Annotated in this window: 15 protein-coding genes and 1 pseudogene; 10 read left to right on the top strand and 6 right to left on the bottom strand. The window is 67.2% G+C overall.

Annotated features, from left to right (window positions below; translation table 11 throughout):
• Positions 1-72 precede the first annotated feature (72 nt).
• The 5 genes and pseudogenes from EPL03_RS06115 to EPL03_RS06100 all read left to right on the top strand — a co-directional run bounded on the left by EPL03_RS06115 (position 73) and on the right by EPL03_RS06100 (position 3549).
• The gene (locus EPL03_RS06115) at positions 73-729 is read left to right on the top strand and encodes an NAD(P)-dependent oxidoreductase (protein ID WP_135828431.1); all 657 of its coding nucleotides are present in this window, start codon (positions 73-75) and stop codon (positions 727-729) included.
• Positions 726-1139 (top strand): DUF6069 family protein, encoded by a 414-nt coding sequence (locus tag EPL03_RS06110; RefSeq protein WP_244605200.1) that lies wholly within the window; start codon positions 726-728, stop codon positions 1137-1139. Before EPL03_RS06115 ends, EPL03_RS06110 begins: the two co-directional genes overlap by 4 nt.
• Positions 1136-1999, top strand: a pseudogene (locus EPL03_RS20725) (SDR family oxidoreductase); the annotation flags it as partial. The gene EPL03_RS06110 and the pseudogene EPL03_RS20725, both read left to right, overlap by 4 nt.
• 96 nt (positions 2000-2095) lie before the next feature.
• Positions 2096-2518, top strand: a complete 423-nt coding sequence (locus tag EPL03_RS20720) for a nitroreductase/quinone reductase family protein (RefSeq protein WP_368277068.1) — start codon at positions 2096-2098, stop codon at positions 2516-2518.
• 323 nt (positions 2519-2841) lie between these two features.
• Positions 2842-3549: a glycosyltransferase gene (locus EPL03_RS06100; protein ID WP_135828429.1), complete on the top strand. Its 708-nt coding sequence runs from the start codon at positions 2842-2844 to the stop codon at positions 3547-3549.
• A gap of 291 nt (positions 3550-3840) precedes the next feature.
• On the opposite strand, the gene EPL03_RS06095 is transcribed toward EPL03_RS06100, so the two are convergent.
• From EPL03_RS06095 to EPL03_RS06085, 3 genes are all read right to left on the bottom strand, one after another.
• Positions 3841-4404, bottom strand: a complete 564-nt coding sequence (locus EPL03_RS06095; protein ID WP_210424923.1) for a SprT-like domain-containing protein — start codon at positions 4402-4404, stop codon at positions 3841-3843.
• A 144-nt stretch (positions 4405-4548) separates the two neighbouring features.
• Positions 4549-5253 (bottom strand): bacteriorhodopsin, encoded by a 705-nt coding sequence (locus EPL03_RS06090; protein WP_135828427.1) that lies wholly within the window; start codon positions 5251-5253, stop codon positions 4549-4551.
• Positions 5253-7667: a methyl-accepting chemotaxis protein gene (locus EPL03_RS06085; RefSeq protein WP_135828426.1), complete on the bottom strand. Its 2415-nt coding sequence runs from the start codon at positions 7665-7667 to the stop codon at positions 5253-5255. The genes EPL03_RS06090 and EPL03_RS06085 overlap by 1 nt, the downstream gene beginning before the upstream one ends.
• 396 nt (positions 7668-8063) lie before the next feature.
• Here EPL03_RS06085 and EPL03_RS06080 point away from each other — a divergent pair, with 396 nt between their 5' ends.
• Entirely contained in the window at positions 8064-9233 is a 1170-nt protein-coding gene (locus EPL03_RS06080; RefSeq protein WP_135828425.1) for an NAD(P)/FAD-dependent oxidoreductase, read from the top strand.
• Between the two features lie 6 nt (positions 9234-9239).
• On the opposite strand, the gene EPL03_RS06075 is transcribed toward EPL03_RS06080, so the two are convergent.
• Both EPL03_RS06075 and EPL03_RS06070 read right to left on the bottom strand, forming a co-directional pair.
• On the bottom strand, positions 9240-9668 hold the full coding sequence (locus EPL03_RS06075) for a DUF488 domain-containing protein (RefSeq protein ID WP_168216190.1): 429 nt from the start codon (positions 9666-9668) through the stop codon (positions 9240-9242).
• Between the two features lie 16 nt (positions 9669-9684).
• Positions 9685-10452 carry a Nif3-like dinuclear metal center hexameric protein gene (locus EPL03_RS06070; protein ID WP_135828423.1) on the bottom strand — a complete coding sequence of 256 codons (768 nt, stop codon included), beginning with the start codon at positions 10450-10452 and terminating at the stop codon, positions 9685-9687.
• Positions 10453-10591: 139 nt separating this feature from the next.
• Between EPL03_RS06070 and EPL03_RS06065 the strand changes: the two genes are divergently transcribed.
• From EPL03_RS06065 to EPL03_RS06050, 4 genes are all read left to right on the top strand, one after another.
• Positions 10592-11431, top strand: coding sequence for a ZIP family metal transporter (locus EPL03_RS06065; RefSeq protein WP_135828422.1), 840 nt, complete (start codon positions 10592-10594; stop codon positions 11429-11431).
• Between the two features lie 492 nt (positions 11432-11923).
• Entirely contained in the window at positions 11924-12430 is a 507-nt protein-coding gene (locus tag EPL03_RS06060; protein WP_135828421.1) for a Mov34/MPN/PAD-1 family protein, read from the top strand.
• A 67-nt stretch (positions 12431-12497) separates the two neighbouring features.
• On the top strand, positions 12498-12926 hold the full coding sequence (locus EPL03_RS06055) for an adenylyltransferase/cytidyltransferase family protein (protein WP_135828420.1): 429 nt from the start codon (positions 12498-12500) through the stop codon (positions 12924-12926).
• A gap of 137 nt (positions 12927-13063) precedes the next feature.
• Entirely contained in the window at positions 13064-13570 is a 507-nt protein-coding gene (locus tag EPL03_RS06050; protein WP_135828419.1) for a nuclear transport factor 2 family protein, read from the top strand.
• A 157-nt stretch (positions 13571-13727) separates the two neighbouring features.
• Here EPL03_RS06050 and EPL03_RS06045 read toward each other — a convergent pair whose 3' ends face one another.
• Positions 13728-14894 carry an NAD(P)/FAD-dependent oxidoreductase gene (locus EPL03_RS06045; RefSeq protein WP_135828418.1) on the bottom strand — a complete coding sequence of 389 codons (1167 nt, stop codon included), beginning with the start codon at positions 14892-14894 and terminating at the stop codon, positions 13728-13730.
• Positions 14895-14898: the final 4 nt, after the last annotated feature.

Here is a 14898-nt window from a genome sequence, read left to right as displayed (position 1 = left end):
ACGCACCTCAAAACCCAATACTTCGAAATTTCGAAGTTGCAAGTATATACTCTCCGAGGTGCTATTCTGCCTATGCAAATTGCCGTATTCGGTGCGACTGGGCGAACCGGCCAACCACTCGTCGAACAGGCGGTCGAACACGGACACGAAGTGATCGCCTTCGTTCGGGACGCCACAAAGCTGCCGTCTACGGTCCGGAATGACGACCGGGTTAGTACCGTCGAAGGTGACGCATACACTGGAGAGGGTGTCGAGCGCGCTATCGCTGGTGACGGCGACCCCGTCGATGCCGTCGTCAGCGTCCTCGCACAGAGTTCAGAAGGACCAGACGACCTGCTGACAGAGGCCGGCCGACACATGCTCGCGGCGATGAACCAACACGGCGTTGAGCGGTTCGTAACGCTGGTCGGTGCGGGCGTCCGCGAGGAAGGCGAATCGGTGAGTCTCGGCGGACAGCTGATGGGTACACTGTTGAAACTGCTCGCACGGTCAGTCCTCGAAGACGCCCGTGATCAGGTCGAACTCGTCAAAGACAGTAACACTCGATGGACTGTTGTACGGGGGCCACGTCTCACCGAAGATGCCCATACGGGCGAGTTCCGGCACGGGACGGATCTCTCGCTAGGTATGCGTGACACCGCTGCACGAGCGAACGTGGCTGAGTTCATCCTCGACTGTCTCGAAAACGACCTCTACGTCCGCGAGATGCCGAAGGTGGCAGACGCATGACGAGCGCCGAACACAATACGACCCGGTCACCGTCCGTCCCGGTGCGGGGCGGGCTCGCTGTCGTGGTCGCCGTACTCACTAACGTGGTACTCGTACTTGGAGTGGACGCTCTCGGTATCGCCCCAGCGTTCCGCGCGTTGACTATCCCGCCCGTTGCGTTTCTGTCGGCACTCGGTGCAGGTGGGGCAACAGTCGTCTACTGGCTTCTCAGCCGGTACATGACTGATGCTGATCGGATATTCGTGCGGGTGGCCGCTGGCGTGTTGCTCCTCTCGTTCGTCCCAGACGTTGCGTTGCTCGCAATCGATCCAGCTGCGACCCCGCTTGCCGTCGTCGTCCTCATGGTCATGCACGTAGTCGTCGCAGCGGTATCGGTCTGGGTGCTCGTCTCCTGGAGGGCCGAACAGTGACGGAGTCGATACTCGTCACCGGAGCAACTGGAACCATTGGTCAGCACGTGGTTTCCGCCCTTTCGGACCGCGATGTCGCCGTCAGGATTGGGGTTCGTGACCCCGAAACTGTCTCGAACGAAATTGCGGATACAGGAGAAGTGATTGAGTTCGACTTCACGAGGCCTGAAACCTGGGGCCGTGCGCTGACAGATGTCGATGGGATTTTCCTCGTTCGACCGCCGGTCGTGGATAAATCGGATATTGGATCGTTTGTCGAGGCTGCGGACCGTGTGGGTGTCGCCCGTATCGCCTACCTTTCGACGCTCGGTGCAGAGAAGAACGTCCTCGTCCCTCACCACTGGATCGAGAACCGAATCACGGCGACAGATATGGAGTACACGTTGCTGCGAGCGTCGTTTTTCATGCAGAACCTCCTCGAAGTCCATCGCGCGGATATCGTCGAACACGGCGAAATTTTCGTGCCAGCCGGGGATGGGAAGACCAGTTTCGTGGACGCGCGGGACATCGGCGAAGCAGCAGCAATCGTATTGACCGAGTCCGGCCACGCGAATCGAGCCTACGACCTCACGGGACCCGAAGCACTGGACTATGAGGAGGTCGCTACCATCTTCAGCGACGTTCTAAATCGGTCTATCAGATATCCAAATCCGTCCCTGCTGGCGTTCGGACGACGGATGCGCCGTCGAGGGAAGCCATTCGGATTCATCGCACTCATGTGTGGCATCTACACCACTGCACGGCTCGGATTAGCTGCCCGTGTGACCGACGACAGCCGGAAACTCCTTGGCCGACGCCCTCGGGGGATGCGAGCGTTCGTTGAAGACCACGCAGATGACTTTCGCGGCGACTCCCAGCCGAATGAGTCGCTGACGGGGAACGATGTTGAGAGTGGGTACGTCGAAACTCGCGGACCGCCGGTTCCCGACATCGCCTACAAGATTATCAACCCGGTGATGTCGCGTCTGTTGCGGTCGCCCCTGCATCCACTCGTGAGTGACTCGATAATGTTGTTGACGTTCACCGGATCGAAAACTGGCAGGGAATACACCACCCCCGTCGGATACTGGGTGAAGAACGGCCACCTCATCGTGACCACCCAGAGTCCGTGGTGGCGGAATCTAAAGGGTGGTCAACCGGTGTCGATGCAGGTTCAGGGCCAGCACAGAGAAGGTATCGCCACACCGCACCCTGACCCCGAAGACGCTACCCAGTACATCAAGGAGTTCATCGACCGCCATGGAACGGATGCTACTCGCCGCTTAGGGATCCGGATTCGTGGTGACAGAGAGCCGACTCTCGACGAATTGGAAGCTGGCGTGGAGGGAACGGTCGTTATTGATATCGAGTTAACAGATGACAAACCTCCAGTACGGTAAGTGCGGATCCACACCGAATACTTATGCAGATAGCTTGGTAGTGAAATTTTTGTACTGAATAAACGCTCTCTATTTCCCGTGTTAGATTGAATATCCGTTCAATATTTAGTGATTAGAACCTCTCTAAAAGAATTTCTGGAAGTTATAGGACAAATGCCGGTCCTATAATGGTCGGCCTCGGCACTCATAGGGCTCGTCGTCACTGGTTGCCGAGACCAGTTCGGAGCGTCCGCCTCGTCATCGGCCACGCCGACCTACTCGCTCCGGCGAAAAGACCCTTACCCCTCGCGGGCGACGCCCCGGCTACCCCCGAGGGCCCAGCCATGGCCGACCCAGCAGTGAGCTTCGTCGTACCGGCGAAAGACGAGGCCGACTACCTCCCCGACGCGCTCGACAGCCTCCGCCGCCAGCGCACCGACCGTGCGTTCGAGGTGCTGGTCGTCGACGGCGACAGCGACGACGCCACGCCCGAGATCGCCCGCGAGTACGGCGCGACGCTGGTCGACCAGCCCGATCCCGATTTCGCCGACGCCGGCCTCGCGGACGGCGGGCGCAGGCACTCGGCCATCGCCGACGCGCGCCATCGCGGCGCGGCGCGCGCGAGCGGCGACTGGCTGGCGTTCGTGGACGCCGACACCACGGTTCGTGCCGACTACCTCGACGCGATGTTGGGGTTCGCCCGCGCGGAAGGCCTCGCGGCGGCGTCCTCGCGGTGCCGGCTGGTCGGCCCGGCCCGCGCGACGGTGATGGAGGCGACCATCAACCGCGTCTTCCCGCGACTTCGCCGCCCGATTCTGCCGGGGTTCAACCTGTTCGTCCACCGCGAGGCCTACCACGCGGTCGGCGGGTTCCCGGACGTGCCCAACGAGGACACCGCGTTCAGCCGGAAGCTGGGGCGCGAGTACGCGACGGGCTACCATCCGGACGCGCTGGTCGAGACCTCGGCCCGGCGCATCGCCGCGTCGGGGCTGACCGGGACGCTGGTTCACTATCTGCGACTGGACTACCACCGGCTTCGCGCGGACTACTGACGGGAGGTCCGGATGACGACCGACGGGCGTGAGTATTGATTCTCGTATTCGTGTATTCGATTCTCGCGTGGCGGTCGGCGCGCGCGAGCAACGCGCGCGAGGGCTGAGCATCACAGCGACCGCAGGGAGCGAGAAGCGCAAGCGGTTGGGGAGGACGAGGTGCGGTCGCGGTTGCGGTCACTCATAGGCCTCGGAAGTAGCTAGTTCGACCCGTTCTCGACGTAGAATGAACCGGACACGAAGCTACTGTCTCGACCGATGAGAGACCGCACAGCGCCGCAATCGCGAACCTCACTCCCGCGAACACTTCACGCCCGCGTCACAACACGACGACCGGTACTGGTCGTGTTCGCGCACCAGCTTGCAGTCCCGGTAGCGCCGTCCGACGACGCGCCCACACGCCGCGCAGGTCAGCACGTACTTCGGGTCGGCGAACGGCGGACACTTCACCGTGGCGTCGACCGCCGCCGCGCGCTCCCGAAATTCGGGTCCGTGGTCGGTCGTGCCGTAGCGCTGGAACTGCTCGACGTGGACGAGTTCGTGGCGGAGCGTCGCGGTCCACTCGCCCACGTCGAACGACTCGTAGGCCGCCCACGTCAGCGACAGCGTGCAGGTCCGGAGCTCCGGGACCGACCGGCCGAGTCGGTCGGCCGCCCCGTTCCAGTCGACCGGCTCGCCCACCTCTGCGTCGGGGAGCTTCGGGCGCTTGACGGCGGCCGCCCGACGCTTCGCGCGGGTCGAGACCTCCCACTCGACCGACGAGAACGCGACGTCGATGTCGTACTCGCGGACGGCCTCGCGGCAGTAGGCTCGCGAACCCAGAATCAGCTCCTCGTGCGTGCCGGCGTGAGCCAGCGCCCGGACGGTCGGCGAGTCGGCCGGGTCGTCGTCTGGCGAGAGCTGGCGGGTCACGGTTACAGTCGACTCCGTTGGCGGTCGGTCGAACGCGGTCCACAAGAGCGTTTCCGATGCGGGCAGTTCCACCGAGGAGTCGGTGGCTCAGTCGGCCCGGCTCGGCCCGGCCGACGCCGATTGGGCGTCGAGCGCGTCGAGCGCGTCGGTGCCGTTGACCGCCATCACCACGAACCCGACCTTGCTGATGAGGTCGAGGTAGGCGACGACCATGGCGTCGGTCTGGGTCTGGAGCAGGCCGACCCCCAGCGGGCCCAGAATCCACACGACAGGGTAGAGAGTCCACAGCACTACGGTCAGGTTCCGGAGCTTGGTGAACGTGGCGGCGACCCGGTCGTCGTCGAGGCTCGACTGGCGGGGCAACACGACCAACAGCAGGTACAACAGCCCGAGGTAGGCGACGCAGCCGAACAGGTACGCGACGTACGACGCGGGCGGCGCAATCAGGCCCGCGACGACGCCCGAGCCGATGACCGCCACGTCGACGACGACGAGCGCGACGTACACCCGCTTGCTCGGTTCACACAGCAGGCCGAGGTACAGCACCAGCAGGGGCGTCGTCACGAGCCAGTCGAGGTACCGCGGGACGAACAGCGAGCCGTTCGCGCTCGTGACCTCGCCGAGGCCGAGCGCCATCGCGAGGTACGCCAGCGTGGCCACGCCGGTCACGGCCGCCAGCACCGCGTAGTAGCGTCGGTGGCGGTCCCGGACGACCAGTCGAGCGAGCGGGAGCAGCGTGCCCGCGGCCATCCCGACGGTACCGACCCAGAACCACGCCGCAGTGAGGTCCATCACGAGTCGCTCACCTCCCGAGAGTCGGCGTCGGAGCCAGAGCCGAAGTCGAAGTCGGAGTCGGCGTCAGGGCCGGCGTCGGAATCGGATTCCGGGTCGGGGTCGGAATCGGAATCAGGGTCGGGCTCGTCGGTCGGCCCGGCCCCCTGCGCGACCCGGAAGTCGTCGAGCAGGCGGCCGAGTTCGGCCGCGCGGTCGGCGAGGTCGCCGGCGTCGTCTTGCACCGAGGCCAACTGCTCGGTCTGGGTCGCGGTGGCCTCGGAGGCGGTCCCGGCCCGGCTGGTGGTCTCCTCGCTGATGTTGGCCACGTCCTCGACCGTGTCGACCACGGCCGTCGCAGAGGTCGCCTGCTCGTCGGTCGCGTCGCTTATCTCCGCGATGCTCGCGTCGGTCTCCTCGACGTACTCGGCGATGTCTTCGAGCGACTCGATGGCCCCCTCGACCGTCTCGACGCCGGCGTCGACGCGCTCGCTCGTCTCGGCCACGCCCTCGACCGACTCGGCGGTCTTCGACTGGACGCGCTCGATGCGGTCCTCGATCTCGGTCGCCGACTCCTTGGTCTCCTCGGCGAGCTCCTTGACCTCGGCCGCGACGACCGCGAACCCGTCGCCGTCGACGTCGGCGCGCGCGGCCTCGATGGAGGCGTTGAGCGCGAGCATGTTGGTCTGCTCGGCGATGTCCGAGATGACCTCGACCACCTCGCCGATGGCGGCGACCTCCTCCTCGAGCTCCTCGATTTGGGTCGCCGTCTCCGTGGTCACCGCCTCGATGGCGTCGAGCTCGGCGACCGCGTCCTCGGCGGCCTCCCGGCCCAGTTCGCCCTCGCGGGCCGCCTGCTCGGAGGTGGTCGCGACGTCGTCGACGGTCGCGGCGATCTCCTCGGCGGTCGCCGAGAGGGTGTTCATCTCGTCGAGCACCTCGCCGAGGCGCTCGGTCTGGCGGGCCGCGCCCTCGGATATCTCGGTCATCGAGCCGTCGACCTCCTCGCCGGTCGCCATCGCGCCCTCGGCGGCGGTCTCGACCTCCGCGACCGCGTTCGAGACGTGCGCGGCGAACCGCTTGACGCTGGCGACGGTCCGCTCTATCTCCGCCAGCGTGTCGTTGAGCGACTCGCCGATGGCCACCATCGCGTCGCTCCGGCTCTCGGGGTCGACCCGGACGGTGAGGTCGCCGTCGGCGACCGCGTCCATCGCCTGCTCGTAGTGGCTGGCCTTGGCCTCGAGGTGCTCGGAGAGCTGGCGGGCCTCCTCGCTGCGACGTTCGGCCTCCTCGCGGGCGCGCTCGGCTTCCTCGCGGGCCTGCTCGGACTCCTCGTGGGCCTGCTCGGCCTCGCGTATCTGGTCGCGGAGCGAGTCCCGCATCCGGGCGAAGGAGTCGTACAGCGACCCGAACTCGTCCGTGCGGTCGGTCTCCAGCCTCACGCCGAGGTCGCCGCCCGCCATGTTGTCGGCGCGTCTGGAGAGCTGGCGCAGCGCGACCACGGTGTTGCTTCCGACCGTGACGCCGATGAGCGCGAGGCTGACGACCGATATCAGGATGAGCCCGACGATGTTCGAGGTGACGGTCGCCCCGAGCGCGAACGCCTGGCTCTCGGGCACGCGGACGACGACCACCCAGTCGGCGGCCTCGACGGGCGCGTACGCCAGCAACATCCCGTCGCTGCCCTGCCGGAATCCGGACTCGCCCGCGAGCCCCCGCTCGACGACGGGGTCGTCCGCGCCCTCTCCGTGGGTCGTCAGCAACTGGTCGGTGTCCGAGTGGACGAGGTAGCGCCCGGCCGAGTCGAGGACCAGCGTCGACCCGCCCTCGACCGTCCCGGTCAGCGACTGGGTGCGCTCCTCGATGTTGACCATGTAGACGACGCGCCTGTCGGGGTCGTCGGGCACCGGCGAGATGACCGCCACGACCGGGAAGTCCGTGGTGGACGTCCGGAACGGCTCGGAGACGTACACCTCGTCCGGCCCGTCGAACGACGGCGGTTGAGTCGCGAACGGCATGTTCTGGCGGGCCGGGTTCACGCCGACGAACTCGTCGCTGGAGCTGGTCACGATGGTTCGCTCGTCGGCGTCGTAGTAGTGGACCGCCACCACTCCCTCGGGGACGCCGTCGCGGTCGATCAGCCCCCGCATCAGCTCTCGCGTCCGGTTCGTCTCGCCCGCGGTCACGGCGGGATGCTCGGACGTCAGCCGGCTCTGGCGCTTCACGTTCGACAGCCACGTGTCGAGCGTCCCGGACTGGGACTCGGAGACCGTCGTCAGCTCGGCCTCGACGTCCTGCCGGAGTTGCTCGTCGGTCTGGGCCTGCACCAGCGCGCCGACGGCGACGGTCAGCGCGATCACCGCCACCAGCGCGAACGCGAGCTTCAGCGCGTAGCTCCCTCTGACTCGACCCAGAAGCGGCCACTCTTGTCCCATGTTGTCGTAGTTGTCGTGGCGTAGACAGCACGACAAGATAAGCCTACGTGCTAGTATCAGTGCTGATAATCGAGACCGGATTTATTTGCGGACTGAGGCGCTGAAAACGGTGTCGCCAACTACCGCAGGGGCCCGCGTGACGCCGGTCGAGCGCCAGCGGCGGTTCAATTAGCCGCACCCGAAGGTCGGCTGTCGGGGCCGGTTGGCGGCGGCCCGTGTCCGTCGAGAACCGTCGCGTGACCGTTGCTCGGGCGACCGTAGGGCCGTTGAAACCCGACGGACACGTGATTCAAGATGGACAGGGGACTTTTTAATATTTGCCATTGCGCCGGCGAGCAGGTGCCGGCCGGTTCGCCGACCCCCAGAGCTTTGTCGCCCCGGCCCCCACCGCCGGACATGTACGACGCCGTGGTCGTCGGCGGTGGCATCGTCGGGTCGTCGGTCGCCTACCACCTCGCGCGCGCCGGGGTCGACGCCGTCCTCGTGGACCGCGAGGACGAGGGCCGGGCGACCGACGCGGGCGCGGGCATCCTCTCGCCCGCGACCAGCAGCCGGACCGGCTCGGACCCGTGGTTCGAGTTCGCGGTCGAGGCGGTCGGCTACTACCCCGACCTCGTGACCGCCCTGCGCGACGAGCAGGACGGCGAGGTCGGCTACGACCGGTCCGGACTGCTCAGCGTCGCGCTCGGCGACGAGGAGGTCGAGGCGTTCGACCGCGCGGCCGACCGCATCGAACAGCGCCAGCGGACGCTCGGCGAACCCGACCCCGACTCGTACGCCGAGGTCACCGCGGCGCAGGCCCGCGAGCGCTTCCCCGCGCTGGCCGACGTCGAGCGCGCGGCCTACTACGACGACGCCGCGCGCGTCGACGGCAAGCTCCTGACCGCCGCGCTCCGGCGGGCCGGGAACCACCACGGCCTCGAAATCCGGACCGCCGACGCCGAGGAACTGCTGGTGAAGGACGGCGCAATCGCGGGCGTGCGGACCGACGCCGGCACCGTCGAGGCCGCGTCCGCCGTGGTCGCAGGCGGCGCGTGGTCGCCAGCGTTCGGCGACCAGCTCGGGGTCGAGGTGCCCGTCGAGCCACAGCGCGGCCAGATAGCCCACCTCGACCTCGCGGGCGGCGGTGCGAATCGGACCGGTGCCGACGGTTCGGGGAGCGACACGGGCGACTGGCCCATCGTCTCGCCGTTCCGGGGTCACTACCTCGTTCCCTGGCCCGGCGGGCGGGTGGCCGCCGGCGCGACTCGCGAGACCGGGTCGGGGTTCGCGCCACGCACCACGGCCGACGGGGTCCGCGAGGTCCTCGACGAGGCCCTGCGGGTCGCGCCCGGATTGGCCGACGCCGCACTCGACGAGGTCCGAGTCGGCCTGCGGCCGGTCTCGGCCGACCGGCTCCCGATTCTGGGCGGCGTCCCGGGCGTCGACGGCGCGTTCGTCGCCACGGGCCACGGCGCGACCGGCCTGCAACTGGGTCCGTACAGCGGCAAGCTGGTCGCCGAGATGGTCCGGGGCCGGGAGCCAGAAACCGACGTCTCCGAATTCGGAATCGAGCGATTCGAGTAGCTTCGGTCACTCGCGCTTGGACGCCGCACGTTCTCGCAGTACAGCCTTCAGAATCGTCCGGTGGCATCGCTTGTCGTCGGTGTTCTCGTAGCAGACCAGCCAGACGTCCCGCGATTCGAGTTCGCCGAGCAGGTCGTCCATCGCGCGCCGGGGCTCCGGGTTCCGGAGGTGGTCGCGGTAGCGCTCGCCGAAGTCGACCTCGTTCCAGACCTCGTCGTGGGTCGGGCCGTCGTCGTCCCCGCCGACCTCGTCGAGGCGGCTCTTGAACTCGTCCAGCAGGTCGTCGGGCGTCGCGAGTTCGGGGACGTTCCGGTCGAGGTAGGTGCCGATGCCGTAGCTGGGTCGGCGGACGACGCCGACCACGAGCGCCGAGTCGTCCGGGTCGACGTGGCCGTGCTGGAGCGCGGCGTGGTAGGTGTCGCGGAGTTGGGGCACGGTCGTCACCTCGCGCTCACAGGCCGGTCGGCGCGTCGACGAACGTCGTCTCGAGGCCCCAGTCGTCGGCCAGCGACTGGAGCGACCGCACGCCGAACGTCTCGGTGGCGTAGTGGCCCGCGAGAAACACCGTCAGGCCGGCCTCGCGGGCCTCGTGGTACACCTTCCCCTTCCCCTCGCCGGTTACGAGGGCGTCGACGCCCTTCGCGGCGGCCTCGTCGAGCCAGTCGGTGCCGCTCCCGGTCAGGACCGCCACGTCCTCCAGTTCCTCCGGCCCGAAGTCGAGGACGCGCACGCCCTGCCCGAAGTGGTCGAGTTCCGATTCGAGGGTCTCGCGCACCCGGTCGGTCGGAATCGGCTCCGGCGCGCGTCCGCGCTGGCCGAGGTGTTCAGGGCCCAGCTCGCCGAAGGGCTCGCGGTCGTCGAGGTCGAGCAGGTCGGCCACGCCGGCGGCGTTGCCCAGTTCCGGGTGGGCGTCGAGCGGGAGGTGGGAGACGTACAGCGCAACGTCCTCGTTCACGAGCGGCGCGATGCGGCCGTACTGGCGGCCGGTCACGCGCTCGATGCCGCCCCACGAGACGCCGTGGTGGGTTACCAACAGGTCCGCGCCGCGCTCGGCCGCGACCTGAGCGGTCTGGGCGGCGGCGTCGACCGCGAACGCGACCGTCTCGACCTCGCGTCGGTCGGGACCGACCTGGAGGCCGTTGGCGCTGGCGTCCACGTCGGCGAAGGCGTCGGTTCGCAGGCGGTCGTCGTACCGGGAGACGAGTTCGGCCAGTTCCATGCTCGAATCTGCGGGCGGCGGGGATTTGTATCTCCGGTTCTCGCGTCGCGGAGTCGACGCGGCCCCGGACGGTTCACGACTCGCGGGCGAGTCGCCTGGAACCGACGAGCTTATTAATTCGAATATTAAGTTTAATAACATGCGTCTCTCCCGCTTCGGACTCCTCGGACTGCTCGCGCTCGTCGTGCTGACGCCACTCGCGCTCTCGGCCGGGGTGCCCGAGGTCGGGAAAGTCGTCGGCATCTCGTGGGTGGCGTTCGCCGCGATGGCGGGGGCGGCCCTGCTGGGCGGTCGGACGGGAGCCTCGACCGACGCGACGCGACTGGTCTGGGGCTACGGCCTCGCCAGCGGCGCGATGATCGCCAGCGCGGCCGCGTTCATCGTCCCGGACGCGATCGGTCACCACCCGAAGTTCGGCGGCTTCGGCGTCGCGCTGGGCATCCTCGTCGGCTTCTCGGCCCACACGCTCGGCCACCGGGCGACCCACGTCGACCTGCCGTTCGACCACACGGCGGCCGAACTCACCGCCCACGCGCTGGCGGCCGGGGCCATCATCGGCATCGTCTACGGCAACATGCCCGACCTCGGACTGTTGCTCGGGCTGGCCATCGTCTCCCACAAGGGGCCGGCGGGCTACGCGGCGGCCGACCGACTCCGACGCGCGGACAAGTCGGTGTCGGTCCTGTTGCTCCCGGCGGCGGGGGTCGGCCTCACCGCGATTCCGGCCGCGCTCCTGAATCTCCCCTCCAGCGGGCCGTTCAACGCGGTCGTGTTCGGGTTCGCGGCCGGGGTCTTCCTCCACGTCGCGATGGACTTCCTGCCGCGGTGTGAACTCGGCGGCGAGGTGTACGAGGTGGCGAGCGTGACCGACGACGCCCACGCGCTGCTCGACCGCCTCCGGGTCCGGGCGGTGGCCAGCACGGGACTGGGCGGCGTCGTCGTGTTCGCGGCGTGGTGGCTGCTGGAGTTCGGGGCGTAGGGCGCGACTCGACGGGGCCGGACGAAGGGCTTGGGAGCGCCCGGGGTGTCACTCAGAGTGCGCGACCACCGATTCGGTACGCTCGGTGAATCTAACAGCATCCTTGGCGGACTGAAAGGGCGAGGTGCGCTCGCGTCCGCGTGGTCGTCTCCGCAGGCAACTATTCGCGGCAGGCAGTGCGGAGAGCCGCGAATATCCTGCGGAGCGACCGTCTCGTGAGCAAAGCGAACGAGACCTCGGAAGTCGCAGCCCGCGCAGCCGCAGGCGAGCAGGAACGTCTTCCGGTGGCGAGCGCGCCGAGGGCTTTCGAGGAGTTGGGTACGGTTCCAGCGTCTGAGAGCGCGCCGAGGGCCTTCGAGAACCTGTTTGCTGTTCCAGCATCGGAAAGCGCGCCGAGAGCGTTCGCGGTCACGTCGTCGGACCTCACCGCACATCCCACCACTCGCCCGGCGGTTCGCAACCTTTAGAACGCGGCCGACCGGAGGGTTGGGCATGCGGCTGTTCCGGTCGAGCGAGATTCTCGGCATCGCCGAGGACGCCATGCAGTTCGCGCTCGAAGCCTCGGCGGACGCCCATCCCCACGAGTACATGGGCTTCCTCCGGGGCGAGGACGCCCGAGCCCTGGGTCTCGACCGCGACGGCACCGTCATCACCGACGTCCTGGTCATCCCCGGCACCGACACCAACCCCGTGAGCGCCACGGTTAAGACCAGCCAGGTCCCCAACGACTTCAACTCGGTCGGGTCGGTCCACTCCCATCCCAACGGCGTGCTCAAGCCCAGCAAGGAGGACCTGGCCACCTTCGGCCGGGGGAAGGTCCACGTCATCATCGGCTACCCCTACGAGCGGGGCGACTGGAAGGCGTTCGACCGGAAAGGCGAGCCCCGGGACCTCGACGTACTTGACGTGTCGCTCCCGGAAGGCGAATCGTTCTTCGACTTCACGCAGGAAGACATCGACGCCGAACTCGACTACGACTTCGACGAGGACACACGATGAGACACGAGGAACACGACGAGACGCGAAGCGAGGCGACGAGCGACGAGCCGCCAGCGAGGCGTCCGGTATGACCCACGTGGTCGCACAGGGGACCTTCGACCTGCTCCACCCCGGCCACGTCCACTACCTCCGGGACGCCGCCGGGATGGGCGACCGACTCACCGTCATCGTCGCCCGCCGGGAGAACGTCAGCCACAAGGAACCGCCCGTCCTGCCCAACCGCCAGCGCCGGGACGTGGTGGCCGCGCTCGACGCGGTCGACGACGCCCGCGTGGGCCACCCCGAGGACATCTTCGCCCCCATCGAGGAACTCGACCCCGACGTCATCGCGCTCGGGTTCGACCAGCACCACGACGAGGCCGCCATCGAAGACGAACTCGCGCGGCGCGGCATCGACTGTAAGGTCGAGCGCGCGAGTCCGCGCGACCCCGAGTACGACGACGAGTTGCTGTCGACCGGTCGGATAATCGACCGGATTCTCGACGAACGGGGGTAGTGGCGGGAGTTCGATTCCCTCGAGACGACGTTGCTCACGTAACTAGCGGTACGTATAATCCGTATTCACCGACTGACGCCTCAAAATATAGATGCGGCTATCGAAACGACTAACCCGTGCCATGAGTGCCCGGGATTATGGATCGGAGACGATACCTCGTCGGGGCGACCGCGGCGATAAGTAGTATCGCAGGATGCTCGCAAAGCGCCGACAATAATGATGGACAAGACACGACGGAGAACGCGACGCTGTCCACGACGGCACGAGGAGACTCGACGACAGCCCAGACTACTGCAGAATCGACGACGGTCCAGACTCCGACAGAAACCCCCAAAGAAGCTGTCCGGGCATATTTGACCGCTGTATTTGCCGGCGAAGCACAGGAAGCAAACGCCATCCTCCACCCTGACGGGAACGTTATCGAATACAGCGAGGAGGAGGCCGAACGAAACGAGGTCCTCAACGCGACGATTCAATCGATCGAGATAACCGAAGAAAATGAGAACACCGCCACGGTAAGCTCAGTGGTCCACATCGAAAACCCGGAAAACAACAAGGAGTCGACGAGAGCGCGAATCTACTCCCTGCGAATAGACGACGGTAGTTGGAAGATATATGATAGTGAGGAGGACGAAGCAGCATAACGGAGTGCGTGAGTACCAGTAATTGCCGATACGTGGCTCTATTCAGAATCCTGTATGAAACAGCCGGTCAGTTCGCACCACGGACTTACCGGGACCGGCGTGCCACGGTCACCGTAGCCGAACGAACGCGAGTTACCGACTACTCGTGCGGTATCCCCTACAGCGAGTCCCACGCCCGCAGCGCGCGCGACCACGAGGTGACGTCGGCAATCCAGCGCGCGGCGACGAACTTCTTGAGGAACTTCGCGGGGTAGGAGTTGAACGTGCGGACCGGGACCGAGACGGGGCCGGCCTGCACGTCGTGAGCGACGGCCTTCTCGCCGACCGAGACGAGCGTGCCCTTGTCGTCGTAACTCCACGTCTCCAGCGGTTGCCCGCCGATGGTGCGAGCGACGTTCTTCCCGGCGACTTCGGCGGCCTGCCACGCGGCCTGCGCGGTCGGCGGTGCGGGGTCGTCGCCCTGGTCGACGATAGCCGAGTCGCCGATGGCGAACACCCGGTCGTCGCTCGTCCGGAAGTCCGACTCGGCGTTGATACGGTTGTGCTCGTCGTCGAGGCCGGCGTCGTCGAGCGCGTCCTGCCCGGTGATGCCGCCGGTCCAGACGAACACGTCGTACGCCAGCGAGTCGCCCTCGTCGAAGTGGATGGCGTCCTCGTCGGCTTCCGTGATGGGGTCGTCGGTCATGATCTCGACGTCCGCGTCCTCGAGGCGCTTGCGGACCGCGCCCTGGAGCTCCGAGTCCTGTCCGGGCATGATCTCGTCGAGCGCCTCCACGAGGTAGACGTCGACGGGTGCGCGACGCTCGTCGCGGAACTCAGCCACCTCGCCGGCGGTCTGGATGCCCGACAGCCCCGCGCCACCGATGACGATCTGGGCGGGGTCGTTGCGCGAGGCCTCGCTGGCGGCCTGAGCGACCCGCTCGTGGATGTCGAGCGCGTCGTCGAGGCTCTTGAGCGTGAGCGCGTGCTCTTCCATCCCGGGGATGCCGTAGTAGGCGGTCTGACTGCCGAGCGCGACCAGCAGGTAGTCGTACTCGACCTCCCCGTCGTCGAGGGCGACCACCTGCTCGTCGACGTCGACGCCCTCGACCGTGGCCTGTACGAACTCGGTGTCCGGCGCGGCAATCTGGCCGACCGGAATCGTGACGTCGTCCTGCACGCCGGGGTCGCGGACGACCCGGTGGGTCTCGTGCAGGACGAGGTGATAATCGGTCTCGGAGACCCACGTCAGGTCGGCGTCGACCCGGTCGAGCTCCGATTCGAGCGTCTGGATGGCGCGCGCGCCGGCGTAGCCCGCGCCGAGCACGACGACTTTCTCGGTCATGCCG

The sequence above is a fragment of the Halorussus halobius genome (assembly GCF_004765805.1).
Taxonomy (GTDB): domain Archaea; phylum Halobacteriota; class Halobacteria; order Halobacteriales; family Haladaptataceae; genus Halorussus; species Halorussus halobius.
The sequence above is the reverse complement of the archived record's forward strand: the minus strand, read 5'-3'. Positions and strand labels throughout refer to the sequence as shown.

Excerpts from the sequence above, each read along its gene's own strand:
- EPL03_RS06115 (WP_135828431.1), top strand. The coding sequence starts at position 73 with ATGCAAATTGCCGTATTCGGTGCGACTGGGCGAACCGGCCAACCACTC.
- EPL03_RS20720 (WP_368277068.1), top strand. The coding sequence starts at position 2,096 with ATGTCGCGTCTGTTGCGGTCGCCCCTGCATCCACTCGTGAGTGACTCG.
- EPL03_RS06085 (WP_135828426.1), bottom strand. The coding sequence starts at position 7,667 with ATGGGACAAGAGTGGCCGCTTCTGGGTCGAGTCAGAGGGAGCTACGCG.
- EPL03_RS06050 (WP_135828419.1), top strand. The coding sequence starts at position 13,064 with ATGGATCGGAGACGATACCTCGTCGGGGCGACCGCGGCGATAAGTAGT.
- EPL03_RS06045 (WP_135828418.1), bottom strand. The coding sequence starts at position 14,894 with ATGACCGAGAAAGTCGTCGTGCTCGGCGCGGGCTACGCCGGCGCGCGC.
- EPL03_RS06070 (WP_135828423.1), bottom strand. The coding sequence starts at position 10,452 with ATGGAACTGGCCGAACTCGTCTCCCGGTACGACGACCGCCTGCGAACC.
- EPL03_RS06100 (WP_135828429.1), top strand. The coding sequence starts at position 2,842 with ATGGCCGACCCAGCAGTGAGCTTCGTCGTACCGGCGAAAGACGAGGCC.
- EPL03_RS06080 (WP_135828425.1), top strand. The coding sequence starts at position 8,064 with ATGTACGACGCCGTGGTCGTCGGCGGTGGCATCGTCGGGTCGTCGGTC.
- EPL03_RS06060 (WP_135828421.1), top strand. The coding sequence starts at position 11,924 with ATGCGGCTGTTCCGGTCGAGCGAGATTCTCGGCATCGCCGAGGACGCC.
- EPL03_RS06090 (WP_135828427.1), bottom strand. The coding sequence starts at position 5,253 with ATGGACCTCACTGCGGCGTGGTTCTGGGTCGGTACCGTCGGGATGGCC.
- EPL03_RS06055 (WP_135828420.1), top strand. The coding sequence starts at position 12,498 with ATGACCCACGTGGTCGCACAGGGGACCTTCGACCTGCTCCACCCCGGC.
- EPL03_RS06110 (WP_244605200.1), top strand. The coding sequence starts at position 726 with ATGACGAGCGCCGAACACAATACGACCCGGTCACCGTCCGTCCCGGTG.
- EPL03_RS06065 (WP_135828422.1), top strand. The coding sequence starts at position 10,592 with ATGCGTCTCTCCCGCTTCGGACTCCTCGGACTGCTCGCGCTCGTCGTG.